The organism is Acidovorax sp. Leaf160, assembly GCF_001424265.1.
In the GTDB taxonomy this organism is placed as follows: Bacteria; Pseudomonadota; Gammaproteobacteria; order Burkholderiales; family Burkholderiaceae_C; genus Paracidovorax.
In genome coordinates, this window is record NZ_LMOV01000002.1 from 136738 (window position 1) to 152684 (window position 15947).

At 67.7% G+C, this 15947-nt stretch carries 13 protein-coding genes; all 13 read left to right on the plus strand.

Annotation, left to right across the window (positions count from 1 at the left end; genetic code table 11):
* Window positions 1–50 precede the first annotated feature (50 nt).
* The 13 genes from ASF94_RS02620 to pgsA all read left to right on the plus strand — a co-directional run bounded on the left by ASF94_RS02620 (window position 51) and on the right by pgsA (window position 15732).
* On the plus strand, window positions 51–1049 hold the full coding sequence (locus tag ASF94_RS02620; protein ID WP_056661157.1) for a tripartite tricarboxylate transporter substrate binding protein: 999 nt from the start codon (window positions 51–53) through the stop codon (window positions 1047–1049).
* Between the two features lie 77 nt (window positions 1050–1126).
* Window positions 1127–2113, plus strand: coding sequence for a tripartite tricarboxylate transporter substrate binding protein (locus tag ASF94_RS02625; protein WP_056661159.1), 987 nt, complete (start codon window positions 1127–1129; stop codon window positions 2111–2113).
* A 297-nt stretch (window positions 2114–2410) separates the two neighbouring features.
* Window positions 2411–3364, plus strand: a complete 954-nt coding sequence (locus ASF94_RS02630) for a MurR/RpiR family transcriptional regulator (protein WP_056661162.1) — start codon at window positions 2411–2413, stop codon at window positions 3362–3364.
* A 153-nt stretch (window positions 3365–3517) separates the two neighbouring features.
* Window positions 3518–4510 carry an isoaspartyl peptidase/L-asparaginase family protein gene (locus ASF94_RS02635; RefSeq protein WP_056661165.1) on the plus strand — a complete coding sequence of 331 codons (993 nt, stop codon included), beginning with the start codon at window positions 3518–3520 and terminating at the stop codon, window positions 4508–4510.
* A gap of 62 nt (window positions 4511–4572) precedes the next feature.
* Window positions 4573–6468, plus strand: a complete 1896-nt coding sequence (locus tag ASF94_RS02640; RefSeq protein ID WP_056661168.1) for a dipeptide ABC transporter ATP-binding protein — start codon at window positions 4573–4575, stop codon at window positions 6466–6468.
* Between the two features lie 82 nt (window positions 6469–6550).
* Complete coding sequence (gene gsiB, locus ASF94_RS02645) at window positions 6551–8101, plus strand: glutathione ABC transporter substrate-binding protein GsiB (protein ID WP_056661171.1); 1551 nt, start codon at window positions 6551–6553, stop codon at window positions 8099–8101.
* 100 nt (window positions 8102–8201) lie between these two features.
* Window positions 8202–9122 (plus strand): glutathione ABC transporter permease GsiC, encoded by a 921-nt coding sequence (gene gsiC, locus ASF94_RS02650; RefSeq protein ID WP_056661174.1) that lies wholly within the window; start codon window positions 8202–8204, stop codon window positions 9120–9122.
* A gap of 40 nt (window positions 9123–9162) precedes the next feature.
* Window positions 9163–10101 (plus strand): glutathione ABC transporter permease GsiD, encoded by a 939-nt coding sequence (gene gsiD / locus ASF94_RS02655; protein WP_056661177.1) that lies wholly within the window; start codon window positions 9163–9165, stop codon window positions 10099–10101.
* Window positions 10098–11168, plus strand: a complete 1071-nt coding sequence (locus tag ASF94_RS02660; protein WP_056661181.1) for a P1 family peptidase — start codon at window positions 10098–10100, stop codon at window positions 11166–11168. Before gsiD ends, ASF94_RS02660 begins: the two co-directional genes overlap by 4 nt.
* 68 nt (window positions 11169–11236) lie before the next feature.
* On the plus strand, window positions 11237–12055 hold the full coding sequence (locus ASF94_RS02665) for a M55 family metallopeptidase (protein ID WP_056661183.1): 819 nt from the start codon (window positions 11237–11239) through the stop codon (window positions 12053–12055).
* A gap of 200 nt (window positions 12056–12255) precedes the next feature.
* Window positions 12256–13020 carry an aspartate/glutamate racemase family protein gene (locus ASF94_RS02670; RefSeq protein WP_082492938.1) on the plus strand — a complete coding sequence of 255 codons (765 nt, stop codon included), beginning with the start codon at window positions 12256–12258 and terminating at the stop codon, window positions 13018–13020.
* 75 nt (window positions 13021–13095) lie between these two features.
* Window positions 13096–15129 (plus strand): excinuclease ABC subunit UvrC, encoded by a 2034-nt coding sequence (gene uvrC / locus ASF94_RS02675; RefSeq protein ID WP_056661394.1) that lies wholly within the window; start codon window positions 13096–13098, stop codon window positions 15127–15129.
* Between the two features lie 33 nt (window positions 15130–15162).
* The gene (gene pgsA, locus ASF94_RS02680; RefSeq protein ID WP_056661186.1) at window positions 15163–15732 is read left to right on the plus strand and encodes a CDP-diacylglycerol--glycerol-3-phosphate 3-phosphatidyltransferase; all 570 of its coding nucleotides are present in this window, start codon (window positions 15163–15165) and stop codon (window positions 15730–15732) included.
* Window positions 15733–15947 lie beyond the last annotated feature (215 nt).

The following is a 15947-nucleotide window of genomic DNA, read 5'->3' on the forward strand; positions in this document are numbered from 1 at the left end:
CACACCGCCCGACACGATCTTCCCCATAACGACATCAGGAGACAAAAACCATGGACACGTTCGATCTTCAGGCCGGCCGGCTGCCGCGGCGCCGCGCGCTGCAGGCTCTGGCCGCCGGGCTCTGCACGCCCTCATTCGCGTGGGCGGAAGACCGCTACCCGTCCAAGCCCATCACGCTGGTGGTGCCGCAGGCGGCCGGGGGCGCCAACGACGCCATAGCGCGGGTGGTGGCGCAGCGCCTGTCGGAGCAGATGGGTCAGAGCGTGGTGGTGGACAACCGCGCCGGCGCGGGCGGCACGCTGGCCACTGCGGCCACGGCACGCGCCAAGCACGACGGCTACACGCTGCTGCTCACGGCCGACAGCGCGCACGTCATCGGCCCGGCGCTCTACCGCAACCCCGGCTTCGATCCGGTGAAGGATTTCGAGCCCGTGGCGCCGGTGGCCACGGCCGGCTATGTGCTGGTCGCGCACCCTTCGTTCCCCGCCAACGACATCGCCGGCCTCATTGCGCTCGCCAAGGCCAAGCCGGGCGAATACGCCATCGCCTCGGCAGGCAACGGCACCCTCAACCACCTGATCGGCGAGATGCTGCAGAAGGCTGCGGGCATCCGGCTGCAGCACGTGCCCTACAAGGGCTCGGCGGCAGCGGCGACGGATGTGGCCGGCGGTCAGGTGCCGTTGTCGGTGCAGAGCCTGCCTTCGTGCATCGCCTTCATCAAGGCCGGCAAGATGAAGGTGCTGGGCGTGGTCAACAGCCGGCCCGTGGCCGCGCTGCCCGGCGTGCCGACCATCGGCCAGACCCTGCCGGGCTTCGGCCAGTCGCCCTGGTATGCGCTCTTCGCGCCCGCCGGCACGCCCGCGCCCATCATTGCGCGCCTGCAGACGGAAGTGGCCCGGGCGCTGGAGCAAAAAGACGTGGTGGACAAGCTGGCCAACGTGGGCTGCGAGCCGTTCAAGGGCACGTCCGCCCAGCTGGGCGCGCTGGTGCAGGCCGAACTGCCGCAGTGGGCGCGCGTGGTGAAAGACACCGGAGCCACGGTGGACTGACGGCCCCGGCTGCGCGTGCCGCAGCGCCACGACACAGGCAACGACACAGACAACGACACAAACCAGGAGACAATGACATGCAACCATCCCTTCCTCGCCGGCTTGCGCTGGCCACCCTTGCAGCAGCGGCCTGTGCCGCGCTGCCGCTGGCCGCCGGGGCCCAGGCGGCCTATCCGGCCAAGCCGGTCACGCTCGTGGTGCCCACGGCTGCTGGCGGCACCACCGACCTGTCGGCGCGCATGCTTGCGCAAACCCTCGGGCCGGTGCTGGGGCAATCCGTGGTGGTCGACAACAAGGGCGGCGGCAACGGCAACATCGCCGCTGCGGCCGTGAAGCGCGCCGAACCGGATGGCTACACGCTGCTGATGCAGTACTCGGGCTACCACGTGATCTCTCCGCTGCTGACGGCGCAGAAGAGCTGGGACACGGCCGATTTCCAGCCGGTGGCGAACGTCCTCTCGGCCCCGCAGATCATCGTGGTGCGTGACGGCTTGCCGGTGAAGACCCTGGGAGAGCTGATCGCGTACGCGAAGGCCCACCCAGGCAAGCTCAACTACGCCTCGTCCGGCAACGGCTCGCTGCAGCACGTGACCGGCGCCATGCTGGAGCAGCAGGGCGGCGTGAAGATGGTGCACGTGCCCTACAAGGGCACCGGCCCCGCGCTGCAGGACCTGCTGGGCGGGCAGGTGGATCTGACCTTCGGCACGGCGCCGCCCTTCATGCCGCACATCCAGGGGGGCAAGCTGCGCGTGCTGGCCGTGACGGGCAAGGAGCGCCTGCCCAGCCTGCCCAACGTGCCGACCACGGCAGAGGCCGGCTATCCGCAGGTGAACGCCACCTCCTGGTTCGCGTTGTTTGCGCCTGCCAACACGCCCAAGCCGGTGATCGACAAGCTGGTGGCCGACGTACGCACCGTGGTGCAGAACCCTGCCTTCCAGCAGAAGGCGCAGGAGCAGGGCGCCACGGCCGACTACCAGGCCCCTCAGCAGCTCGCCGCCCGTGTCAAGACGGATCTGGCGGATTGGGCGCGGGTGATCAAGGCGGCGAACATCCAGGCCGACTGATGCGCCAAGCACGCCTCCTTATGCGGAATTGATACCAGCGATACGGGTTTTCCATATCAGTGAAAACCTAGGGATCGACCGGCCTCCATGCACCACATGGAGGCCTTTTTCATTGGAGAACGCACCATTTGGGTGCGGTTTTGAAAATGCTATCAATGATTGATTTTTTTCTTTAACATTGGTTCGTTGTAAATTCTTTGTCAACTTGACTGCGCTTTTCACGCTCTCCCTGTCGATGAAGACTGCCGCCGTCCGTCCCTCTTCCGCTTCCACCCCGCCGCCCGCCGCCCGTTACCGATGTCAGATCTTCCAGAACTCGCTTCCGATGCCGTATCCATTGCGATCCGCATCGGCCGCGCACGCCATCAGCTGACGCCTTCGCACCAGCAGATGGCGGACTACGTTCTGGCGCACCCGCTGCAGGCGGCCACCATGCCGATCGACGAGCTGGCCGGCGCGGTCGGGGTGTCGATCGCGACGGCCAACCGCTTTGCCCGGGCCATCGGTCTGGAGGGCTATCCCATGTTGCGGGCCGAGCTGGTCAAGGGGTTCGAGGCCATGCTGGCGCCCATCGAGAAGATGCGCATCAAACTGGAGAAGCCCACGTCCATCCAGGAGGTGTTCGCAGCCGCGCTGGAGGAAAGCCAGCGCAACATCGCCGCCACCCGCGACGCGCTCGACCCTGCTGCGTGCGAACAGGCGGTGCAGGCGCTGCTGGGCGCGCGCCGCATCTATCTGGCGGGCTACGGTGCCAGCGGCTGGCTGGCCGGCCTGCTGCAGCGTGGGCTCGACGCGTACTGCGACAACGTGCACCTGCTGGCCGGGGTGGGCGGTGCTTCTTACGGCGCACGGCTGCTGCCGCGCATGGGGGAGGGCGACGTTCTGGTGGCCATCAGCTACCCGCGCTACCTGACCGACACCGTGCTGCTGGCGCAGGGCGCGTTCGAGCGGGGCGTAAAAGTGCTGGCGCTGACCGATGGGCCGCATGCGCCCATCCTGCCGTTCGCCCACGTCTGCCTGTTCGCCCAGACCGAAAACCAATACGCGGCCAACTCCGAATCGTCGGCGCTGGCCTTGATCGAGGCGCTCACCAGCGCGGTCGCTCACCAGTCCAAGGAGTCGGTGCTGACCGCCGCCCGGATGACGGAGGCCGTGCTGCCGTGGCTGCACGACAGCGCCCGCAGCCGGCTGGCTTCCCGCTCCGCAGAGTCCGGCGGCAGGCGCTCGGAAGGGCGGGGCGGTGGGCGTTGAGCCACGCCGTGCGCCCTGCCAATCCTTTCACCGGCCGTGCCTGACCGCCCCGTTCATCTGCCGCGTTGTCTCGCGGCCCCGTGACTGACCCTTCCAGAGCCTTTCCCTGCTTCTTCCGCTTCCTTTGCATTTCCCGTTTCCCCTCGTGCCCGCATGACCGCCTTTCCCGCCCCTGCCTCTGATTCCCGTCCTGTCCCCGTGATTGCCATTCACGGCGGGGCCGGCACGCTGAGCCGCGCGACCATCAGCGTTGACCAGGAGCGGGCGTACGAAGCCGCGCTGCAGGACGTGCTGCGCGCCGGCCAGGCCGTGCTGGCCCAGGGTGGCAGCGCGGTGGATGCGGTCTGCGAAGCCGTCCGCCTGCTGGAGGAATGCCCGCTCTTCAATGCAGGCCACGGCGCGGTCTTCACGGCCGATGCCACGCATGAGCTGGATGCCGCGGTGATGGATGGCGCCCACCTCGCAGCAGGCGCGGTGGCGGGCGTGACGCATGTGCGCAACCCCGTGCTGGCTGCCCGCGCCGTGATGCTGCACGGCCAGCACGTGCTCATGGCAGGCGACGGCGCCGAGCGGATGGCGCGCGACGCAGGGCTGGAAATGGTCGAGCCCTCCCATTTCTCGACCGATGCACGCCGCGCGCAACTCGAAGCTGCGCGCGCAAGCCAGCGTGGCGCCGTGCTGGACCACGACGGTGCTGCGGCGCTGGCGGGCCGTGCGATCGACGAAGACCGCAAGATGGGCACGGTCGGCGCCGTCGCGCTGGACGCGCAGGGCCATTTGGCTGCCGCCACCTCCACCGGCGGCATGACCAACAAGCGCCCCGGCCGCGTGGGCGACAGCCCGCTGATCGGCGCGGGCACGTATGCAGACGACCGCACGGCGGCCATCTCCTGCACCGGCCACGGCGAGAGCTTCATCCGTGTCGTCGCCGCGCATGACATCTGCGCGCGCATGGAGCACGGTGGCGCTGCGCTGGCCGATGCGGCCGACGCCGTGGTGCACGGCACCCTCGCCGCCATCGGCGGCACCGGCGGCTTGATTGCCGTTGACCGCCACGGAAACGTGTGCCTGCCGTTCAACACCGAGGGCATGTACCGAGGCTTCGCCCGCGTGGGCGCATCACCCGAGACCTTCATCTACCGCTGAGCGCGCCGCACCGCCGCACCGCCGCTTCGTTGCGCCACGACCGAATCTTCTTCCCGCCTGCCATGAAATCCACCGCTGCTACCCCGTCCTCGACCCTCGCCCTGCCAGAGCAGCGCGTGCTGGCCGTGGACGATCTGACCATCCGCTTTGCCAACTCCGAGCGCACGGTGGATGCCGTGCGCAACCTGTCCTTCCACGTGGACCGTGGCGAAACCCTCGCCATCGTGGGCGAATCGGGCTCGGGCAAATCCGTCACCTCGCTGGCGCTGATGCGGCTGGTGGAGCACGGCGGCGGCCGCATCATCAACGGCTCGGTGGCGCTGCGCCGGCGCAACGGCCAGGTGCTGGAGGTCGCGCGGGCCAGCAACGCCGTGATGCGCAGCGTCCGCGGCGCCGACGTGGCCATGATCTTCCAGGAGCCGATGACCTCGCTCAACCCGGTGTTCACGGCGGGCGACCAGATCGCCGAATCGATCCGCGTGCACCAGGGCAAGGACCGCGCCGCTGCCCGCGCCGAAGCGCTGCGCATGCTGGAGCTGGTTCGCATTCCCGAGGCGCGCAACGTGCTGGACCGCTTTCCGCACCAGCTGTCCGGCGGCATGCGCCAGCGCGTGATGATCGCCATGGCGCTGTCGTGCAAGCCGCAGCTGCTGATCGCCGACGAACCCACCACCGCGCTGGACGTGACCATCCAGGCGCAGATCCTGCAGCTCATCCGGCAGCTGCAGGACGAGATGCACATGGGCGTCATCTTCATCACCCACGACATGGGCGTGGTGGCCGAGGTCGCCGACCGTGTGCTGGTGATGTACCGCGGCGACAAGGTGGAGGAGGGCCCGTCGGACCAGGTGTTCGCAGCGCCCCAGCATCCCTACACGCGCGCACTGCTCTCGGCCGTGCCCAAGCTGGGCGCCATGCAGGGCACGGACCTGCCGCGCCACTTCGAGCTGATCGGCGCCAGCGGCACGGCCGACGCCGAGGGGGTGCTCGAATCCACGCCGGCCGACACTCGCCCCGCTGGCGCCAAGCCCATCCTGCGCGTGAAGGATCTGGTGACGCGCTTTGACCTGCGTTCGGGCCTCTTCAACAGCGTGAAGCGCCGCGTGCATGCGGTGGAGCGCGTGAGCTTCGACCTCTATCCCGGAGAAACGCTGGCACTGGTGGGAGAGTCCGGCTGCGGCAAGTCCACCACCGGCCGGTCGCTGCTGCGCCTGGTCGATAGCCAGAGCGGCGCCATCGAGTTCGGTGGCCGCAACATCCTGGACTTGCCCACGTCCGAAGTGCAGGCCTTGCGCCGCGACATCCAGTTCATCTTCCAGGATCCGTTCGCCTCGCTCGACCCCCGCCTGACGGTGGGCTTCTCGATCATGGAGCCGCTGCTGGTGCACAAGATCGGAACCCGCGAGGAAGCGCAGGCCCGCGTGGACTGGCTGCTGGAGAAGGTGGGCCTGCCGCGCGAGCATGCGCAGCGCTACCCGCATGAATTCTCCGGCGGTCAGCGCCAGCGCATCGCCATCGCGCGGGCCCTGGCCCTCAATCCCAAGGTGGTGGTCGCCGATGAGTCGGTGTCGGCGCTCGACGTCTCCATCCAGGCGCAGATCGTCAACCTGATGCTCGACCTGCAGCGCGAGCTGGGCGTGGCCTTCCTCTTCATCTCGCACGACATGGCGGTGGTGGAGCGCATCAGCCACCGCGTGGCCGTGATGTTCCTGGGCCAGATTGTGGAGATCGGCCCGCGCCGCGCGATCTTCGAGAACCCGCAGCACGCCTACACCAAGAAGCTCATGGCCGCCGTGCCGATCGCCGACCCGGCGCGCCGCCACCTCAAGCGGGCGCTGCTGGGCGGAGAGATCCCGAGCCCCATCCGCGCCATCGGCGACGAGCCGGCGGTGCAGCCGCTGGTGGAGGTCGGCCCGGGGCATTTCGTCGCTCGCCACGCCATTGCCGATCTGTACTGACCCTGACGCGCCAGGGCCCGTCCGCCCCGGCCTTTTTTCCTGTTCCTTCCTGCCTTCGTTCCTTTTTCAACCGGAGTCCACCATGAAGAAAACCCTGCATTCCCGCCGTGTCGCAGCCGGCCTCCTGGCCCTTGTGGCCGTGGCCGCATCCGGCTCCGCGCTGGCCGCCGGCAACGCCGTGCTGGCCATCTACCAGCAGCCCGAGACGCTGGACCCGTACAACACCAACACGACCATCACCACGGCCGTCACCAAGACGTTCTATGAAGGCCTGTTCGGTTTCGACAAGGACATGAAGGTCAAGAACGTTCTGGCCGAGAGCTACGACGTCTCGAAGGACGGCCTGGTCTACACGTTCAAGCTGCGCTCGGGCGTGAAGTTCCATGACGGCACCGACTTCAATGCGGCCGCTGCCAAGGCCACGCTGGACCGCGTGATGGACCCCGCCAACCGCCTGCTGCGCGCCAACCAGTTCAACCGCGTTGCCAAGGTCGAGGCCGTGAATCCGCAGACGCTGCGCATCACGCTGAAGGAACCCTTCGGCCCCTTCATCAACGCGCTGGCGCACGCCTCCGCCGCGATGATCTCGCCCACCGCGCTGGCCAAGTGGGGCAGCAAGGACATCGCCTTCCACCCCGTGGGCACCGGTCCTTTCGAATTCGTCGAGTGGAAGCAGACCGAAGCCATCGTCGGCAAGAAGTTCGCCAACTACTGGAAGAAGGGCTACCCGAAGATCGACCAGGTCACCTGGAAGCCGGTCACCGAAAACAACACCCGCGCCGCCATGCTGCAGACGGGCGAGGCGGACTTCGCCTTCACGCTGCCCTATGAGCAGATCGCCACGCTGAAGAAGAGCGACAAGGTGGATGTGGTGACGGCGCCCTCCATCATCCAGCGCTTCCTGACGTTCAACATGCTGCAAAAGCCGTTCGACAACCCCAAGGTGCGCGAAGCCATCGGCTACGCCATCAACAAGGACGCGCTGTCCAAGGTCGCCTTCAGCGGCTACGCCTTCCCGGCCCAGGGCTTTGTGCCCCAGGGCGTGGAATACGCGGTGAAGATGCAGCCCATCCCCTACAACGTGGCCAAGGCCAAGGAACTGCTGAAGGAAGCCGGCTACCCTAACGGCTTCGAGAGCACGCTGTGGAGCGGCTACAACAACACCACCAGCCAGAAGGTGATCCAGTTCCTGCAGCAGCAATTGCAGCAGGTCGGCATCAAGGTGTCGGTGGAGGCACTGGAGCCCGGCAAGCGTGCCGAGCTGGTCGATGCCTGGCCCGACCCCAAGACCGCCAAGGCACGCCTCTACTACATCGGCTGGTCGTCCTCGACGGGTGAAGCCGATTGGGCGTTGCGTCCACTGTTCTCCACCGAGTCGTGGGCGCCGAAGCTGGCCAACTACGCCTTCTACAGCAACCCCGTGGTCGATGAATCCATCGCCAAGGCCCTGCTGACCACCGACGGATCCGAGCGCGCCACGCTGTACAAGACGGCGCAGGAGCAGATTGCCAAGGATCTGCCGCGCATTCCGCTGGTCACCGAAGAGGTGCTGTACGCCCACTCCAAGCGCCTGTCTGGCGTGTACGTCATGCCTGACGGCAACATCAACAGCGACGAAATCTCGCTGAAGTAAAGCCCTCCGGGCTTGAGGCCCCCGCCGCGTGCGGGGGCCCGGTTTTCCGTTTCCGTTCCGTGTCCGTTTCCCCATCGCTGCGCACTGCAGCGCCGCATCCATGCTGAACTATTTCCTCAAACGACTGCTGGGGCTTTTGCCGACGCTGCTGATCGTGGCGGTACTGGTGTTCCTCTTCGTCCACATGCTGCCGGGTGATCCCGCGCGTCTGGCCGCAGGGGTGGACGCCGACGAAGCCACCGTGCAGATCGTCCGCCAGGAGCTGGGCCTCGACAAGCCGCTGCCCGAGCAGTTCGTGCACTTCTTCTCGCGCATGGTGCAAGGGGATTTCGGCACGTCGATCCGCACCCGCCGCCCCGTCGCCGCCGAGATCGGCGAACGCTTCATGCCGACGCTGCTGCTCACCATGGCCGCCATGGCCTGGTCGGTGGTGCTGGGGATGGGCATCGGCATTCTCTCGGCCGTGTACCGCAACCGCTGGCCCGACCGGCTCGGCATGACGCTCGCGGTGTCCGGCATTTCCTTTCCCGCCTTCGCGCTGGGCATGACGCTGATGCAGGTGTTCTCGGTGGAGCTGGGCTGGCTGCCCACGGTGGGCGCCGACAGCTGGAAGCACTACATCCTGCCCTCCATCACCCTGGGCGCTGCGGTGGCCGCGGTGATGGCCCGCTTCACGCGCGCCTCCTTCGTCGAGGTGGTGCAGGAGGACTTCGTTCGCACGGCGCGCGCCAAGGGCCTCAACGAGCGGATCGTGGTGCTCAAGCATTGCCTGCGCAATGCGCTCATCCCGGTCGTCACCATGATGGGCCTGCAGTTCGGCTTTCTGCTGGGCGGCTCCATCGTGGTCGAAGCCGTCTTCAACTGGCCCGGCCTCGGCCGCCTGCTGGTGGACGCCGTGACCATGCGCGACTACCCCGTCATCCAGACGCTGGTGCTGCTTTTCTCGCTGGAGTTCATCCTCATCAACCTGGTGGTGGACATGCTCTACGGCTTCATCAACCCGACCATTCGCTACAAGTGAAGCGCACGGACCGGAACCACCCCACTGACGAAGACACGGTATGACGACCCCCTCCATTCCCACGCCGCCCGACGCCGCCCAGCTGGCCGCCGCCTCGGTGGCCGCGACTGTCAGCAACGCATCGGCGGTACGCACTCCCTGGCGCGAGTTCTGGCGCAAGTTCAAGAAGCAGCACGTCGCGGTGGCCGCGCTGGTGTTCGTCGTGCTGCTCGTCGCCGTGGCCGTGCTGGCCCCGGTGATCGTGCCGTTCGACGCGGAGAACTTCTTCGACTACGACCGGCTGAACGACGGCCCCTCGGCCATGCACTGGTTCGGTGTCGATCCACTCGGCCGCGACATCTTCAGCCGCATCCTGATGGGCGCGCGCATCTCGCTGGCCGCAGGCTTCCTGTCGGTGGCGATCGGCTGCCTGATCGGCACCACGCTGGGCCTGCTCGCCGGCTACTACGAAGGCTGGTGGGACCGCATCGTGATGCGCATCTCCGACGTGCTGTTCGCCTTTCCTGGCATCCTGCTGGCGCTAGGCGTGGTGGCCATCCTCGGCAGCAGCATGACCAACGTGGTGGTGGCCGTGGCGGTGTTCAGCGTTCCGGCCTTCGCGCGGCTGGTGCGCGGCAACACGCTGGTGCTCAAGCAGATGACCTACATCGAATCCGCGCGCAGCATCGGCGCATCGGACTGGACCATCATCGTGCGGCACATCCTGCCCGGCACCATCTCCTCCATCGTCGTCTACTTCACGATGCGCGTGGGCACCTCGATCATCACGGCCGCCAGCCTGTCGTTTCTCGGCATGGGCGCGCAGCCGCCGACGCCGGAGTGGGGCGCCATGCTGAACGAAGCGCGTGCCGACATGGTGAACGCACCGCACGTCGCGCTGTTCCCGAGCCTCGCCATCTTCCTGACCGTGCTGGCCTTCAACCTGCTGGGCGACGGCTTGCGCGATGCGCTGGACCCCAAGATCGACCGCCAGACATGACGCCCCCCCGCGCCTCTGCCGCCACTGCGCTGCCGCGCATCGGCCTGCTGGACGCAGGGCCGCTGGACGCCATCACGGACGTGGCGGGCGTCACCGTCGGGCACGTCACGCTGGCGGACGGCCCCGTGCAGACCGGCGTGACCGTCATCCACCCGCATGCGCTCGACCCGTACCGCAACAAGGTGCCGGCGGGTGCCGCCGTCATCAACGGCTTCGGCAAGAGCGTGGGCCTGGTGCAGCTGGAAGAACTCGGCCAGCTGGAGACGCCCATCGCGCTCACCAACACTTTCTCCGTGCCCGCCGTGGCGCAGGCGCAGATCCGCGAATGCGTGCGCGCCAACCCCGAGACAGGCCGCGCGCTGCCCACGGTCAATCCGCTGGTGCTGGAGTGCAACGACGGCTTCCTGAACGACATCCAGCGCATGGCGTTGGGGGACGACCACTACCGCGCCGCCTGCGACTGCGCGGGTGCCCAGGTGCCGCAGGGCGCCGTGGGTGCCGGCCGCGGCATGTCGAGCTTCCAGTTGAAAGGCGGCATCGGCACGGCGTCGCGCCGCGCGCCGGTGGGCGGCGCTCGTTACACCGTGGGTGCTCTGGTACTGGCCAATTACGGGCTGCTGCAGAACCTGGTGTGGGGCAGCGCGCCGATAGGGGCCTCGCTGTCGGCCGCCCTGGAGGCCGAAGCGCGCGCCGCTGCGGCCGGGCCTGAGAAGGGCTCCATCATCATGGTGTTGGCGACCGATGCACCGCTGGACGCCCGCCAGCTGGGTCGCCTGGCGCGGCGCGCCGCTGCGGGTTTGGCGCGTACCGGCTCGGTGTATGGCCACGGCAGCGGCGACATCGCCCTGGCGTTTTCCACCGCCTACACCCTCCCGCACCTGCCGGGCGCGGCCATGCCTGCCGTGGCGCTGGTGCACGAAACGCTGCTCGACGGCCTGTTCCAGGCAGCTGCGGACAGCGTCGAGCAGGCCATCGTGCACGCGCTCTGGCATGCGGAGACGGTCACCGGCAGGCAAGGCCATTGCCGCCGCGCCTTGCGCGACCTGCTGGCCCGCGCCGCCGGCTGATGGCCCCTTCGCAGGCCTGCCCTTCCGCGTTTTCTTCATCTGCGCTTCCGAGCTGACTGCGGCCTCCTATGAAAATCCTCATCTCCGTCGATATTGAAGGCGTGGCGGGCGTCTACCACCCGGAACAGGTCCGCGCCGGCAACCCCGAGTACGAGCGTGCGCGGCGCCTGATGGCCGCAGAAGCGAATGCAGCCGTCGCGGGCGCGTTCGAGGGCGGCGCCGCGGAGGTGTTCGTCAACGATTCGCACGGCGGCTTTCGCAACATGCCGCCCGACCTGCTCGATCCGCGTGCCCAGGTCATCCAGGGCAAACCCCGCTACCTGAGCATGGTTTCGGGCGTGGAGCTGGGCGTGGATGGCGCCTGCTTCATCGGCTACCACGCACGTTCGCGCGCCCACGGCATCCTGGCCCACACGATCAACAGCTTTGCTTTCGCTCGGGTGTCGCTCAATGGCCGCGAACTGGGCGAAGCCGGCATCTACGGCGCGTTGGCGGGAGAGTACGGCGTGCCGGTGATCGCTGCGTCGGGCGACGATGCCTTCATCGCCGAGACGCGCGATCTGTTCCCGCACGCGACCTTCGTGCAGACCAAGCGCGCCAGCGGCGCCAACTGCGGCATCAGCCTGTCGCCCGAGCGGGCCTGCGGCGCAATCCGGGAGGGAGTGGCCCAGGCCATGGCCCAGGTACGTACCGCCCGCCCATTCCGCATCGACGGGCCCGTGACGGTGGACCTGGTGGCCCAGTCGGTGGCACTCGCAGACCTGTTCTGTCAGTGGCCGACGCTCGAGCGTTCCGCGCCCGACGCGCTGCGCTTCACCGCAGAGAACACCGAATCGGCGGTCCGGATGATCAATGGCCTCTCGGCGATGTCCAGCATGTTGAGATAGAGCGCACCTCTCTGAGGTGCTGCGGGTCTTCCCCCCGCTCTTGCCGTGCTGCGCACGGCGTGCAGGGGGCGATGCTGGTGGCCCGGCGGAGCCGGTTCCACGGCGTCTGCTGGCGTGGCGTGCTGCGCGGCCTTCTGAGTGTTGCGCCAGCGCCGGGTGCCTGGATTGCGCACAATGCTGATGTTTCCTGAGTCAAAGAAATGAACGCACTTGAGAATTCGTCCGCGGCCGTCGTGCCCGCGATGACCGTCGGCATCGTGGCCGGTATGGGGCCTGCCGCCGGCGTGGATTTCGCGCGCCTGTTCGTGCGCGCCTCGGAGCAATGGTTGCGCGATCATGGCCATGCCGTGCGCGACCAGGCGTTCCCCGAGCATTGGATCGCGCAGGTGCCTGTGGCAGACCGTACCCAGGCGCTGCGAGACCCGGCGGCGCCCCAGCCGCTGGAAGGCCTGGTCTCGGCGCTGGAACGGCTGGTAGCCGTCGGCGCCCGCGCGGCCGCCATGTCTTGCAACACGGCCCATGCCTGGCATGCGGCGCTGCAAGAGCGCGTGCCCGGCGTCGAACTGCTGCACATCGCGGGCGAAACGGCCGCCGAACTCCAGCGCCGCGGGATCCGGCGCGCTGCGCTGCTGGCTACCCAGGGCACGTACGGCATGGGCCTCTACGACGAAGCGTTCGCCCGCCACGGCGTGGAATGCGTGCTGCCTTCCGCCGAGGCGAAGGAGTGGCTGATGGCTGGCATCTACGACGGTGTGAAGGCCGGCGACCTGGCGTTGGCGCGCCGCCGCTTCGCCGACGTGGGCGAGGCCGTGCGCGCGCAGCATGGCGACGTGCCGCTCGTCATGGCCTGCACCGAGATCCCTCTGGCACTGCCCGATGCGCCTGAGGCCGCGGGCTGGACGCTGGTCGATCCCTCCGAGATCCTTGCGAAGGCCCTGGTGCGCAGAGCCTACGGGCAGGGCTGACTAAGCCCGAGCGGGCAGGGTGCATTCGCCAGGCCGCCAACGGCGCCGCCGGTGCCCACCGGCCACAATACGCACATGTCCGATGTGCACTCCGCTGAATTGCTGGCCCAGGTGGCTGCCTTGCCTCCGCTTCCGGGCGTCTACCGCTATTTCGATGCCCAGGGGGGGCTGCTGTATGTGGGCAAGGCGCGCAACCTGAAGAAGCGGGTTTCCAGCTACTTCACCAAGACCCACGGCGGCACCCGTATCGGCCACATGGTGAGCAAGATCACGCGGCTGGACACGACGGTCGTGCGGTCGGAAGCCGAAGCGCTGCTGCTGGAAAACAACCTCATCAAGTCGCTGAACCCGCGCTACAACATCCTCTTTCGGGACGACAAGAGCTATCCCTATCTGAAGATCACCGGCGTGGCCGCGCGAGACGGCAGCGGTGACTATCCGGGCCAGCAGTTTCCGCGCATGGCGTACTACCGCGGCGGGGTGGACAAGCGCCACCGCTACTTCGGTCCCTATCCCGGCGCCTGGGCCGTCAAGGAAACCATCCTGCTGCTGCAGAAGGTGTTTCGGCTGCGAACCTGCGAGGACACTGTATTCGCCAACCGTACCCGTCCCTGCCTGCTCTATCAGATCAAACGCTGCAGCGGCCCCTGCGTGGATCTGATCTCGCCCCAGGCCTACGCCAGCGACGTCCACCATGCCGAGGCCATGCTGCGCGGCGAGACGCAGGAGCTGTTGCAGGCGATGGAGGCGCGCATGATGGAGCATTCCGGCAAGCTCGAATTCGAGCAGGCGGCCGACGTGCGCAACCAGATCTCGGCGCTCTCGCGCGTGCTGCACCAGCAGGCCATCGAAACCACGTCGGACAAGGACGTGGACATCCTCGCCGTCAAGGTGCTGGGAGGCCGGGCCTGCGTGAACCTGGCCATGGTGCGCGGCGGGCGCCACCTGGGGGACCGCGCGTATTTCCCCGTGCACGTCGAAGACGCGGTGGCGGTGTTTCAGGCGGAAGAGCCGCAGGAGCCGGATTCAGCGGACGGGGCAGGCGAGGGCGGTGCAGCGGCCGAGTCGGTGAATGCGGACGCGGCGGCCGACCAGGCTGGGTCCGCGCCCATGGCCGCCCGCTCGATCGAAGTGCAGGTGCTGGAGGCCTTCATCGCGCAGCACTACATCGGCGTTCCGGCACCCCCCGTGCTGGTGACCAGCCACCCCGTCGACCGCGCCCTGCTGGCGGCGCTGTCGCAACAGGTGGGTGTGCGCATGTCGGCGATCCACCAGCCCCGCGAGCAGCGCCGCGCCTGGCTGGAGATGGCGCAGAAGAACGCCGACATCCAGCTGGCCCGCCTGCTGGCGGAAGAAGGCTCGCAACAGGCGCGCACCCGGGCCCTGGCCGATGCGCTCGATCTGGAGGTGGACGACCTGGCGACCCTCACCATCGAGTGTTTCGACATCTCGCACACGGCGGGCGAATCCACGCAGGCGTCGTGCGTCGTCTTCCATCACCACAAGATGCAGAGCAGCGAATATCGCCGCTACAAGATCGAAGGCATCACGGGCGGGGACGACTATGCCGCCATGCGGCAAGTGCTCACGCGCCGCTACAGCAAGGTGGCAGAGGCCCAACGCGAGGCGGGCGGCGCCGACCCCTCCCCCGGGCAGGCACGCTTGCCCGATCTGGTGCTGGTGGACGGCGGCAAGGGTCAGGTCAGCATGGCGCGCGAAGTCTTCACCCAGCTCGGTCTCGACCTGACCCGGATCGTCGGGGTGGAGAAAGGGGAGGGTCGCAAGGTCGGGCTGGAAGAACTGGTCTTCGCCGACGGGCGCGATAAGGTTTACCTGGGCCGTGATTCCGCTGCGCTGATGCTGGTGGCGCAGATCCGCGACGAGGCCCATCGCTTCGCCATCACCGGGATGCGTGCCGCACGCGCCAAGGTGCGGGTCGGCGGCGGGCAGTTGGAAGAAATCGCAGGCGTGGGGCCGAAGAAGCGCGCCCGGCTCCTGCAACGCTTCGGCGGGGTGCGGGGCGTGGCAGCGGCGAGTGTGGAAGATCTGATCACCGTGGACGGCATCTCGCGCGACCTGGCCGAGGAAATCTACCGCGCGCTGCGCTGAGCGCGCCAGCCCGCGCGTGCAACAATCCGCCCCATGTTCTTCACCATCCCCACCATCATGACCTGGACGCGCATCGTCGCGATACCCTTGATCGTGGGGGTGTTCTATGCGCCGCTGGAGCCAGCCACCCGCAACCTCATCGCCACGGTCATGTTCGTGGTGTTCGCCGCGACCGACTGGCTCGACGGCTACCTGGCGCGCAAGCTCAACCAGACGTCGTCGTTCGGCGCCTTCCTCGATCCGGTCGCCGACAAGTTCCTCGTGTGCGCCTCGCTGCTGGTGCTGGTGCATCTGCAACGGGCCGATGTATTCGTTGCCCTCATCATCATCGGGCGCGAGATCGCCATCTCCGCCTTGCGCGAATGGATGGCGCAGATCGGCGCGAGCAAGAGCGTGGCGGTGCACATGCTGGGCAAGCTCAAGACGACCGTGCAGATGGTCGCCATTCCGTTCCTGCTCTATGACGGGCGTGTTTTCGGTGTCGTCGACACGGGCGTCTGGGGCACCTGGCTGATCTGGATCGCAGCGGTGCTGACGGTGTGGTCGATGGTGTATTACCTGCAGAAGGCACTGCCGGAAATCCGCGCGCGCGTGACGCGGTGAAGCGTCGCCTGCGGCACCCGAAACCGTGTGTAAATACGACTAGAATCGCCACCCGCGCCCCTGCAAAGCGACTGTCCTTATTGACACCCGCAAACCCGGTGGCTCTAATCCCAACAGCTTGAGCTGTTGTCGCTTTCACCCTCCCTCCGCACACTGCCCCTGGCGCCTCTGCCGCGTCCGGTGGCGCCGAGGCTGTGGTGAAGCCAGATTTGCCA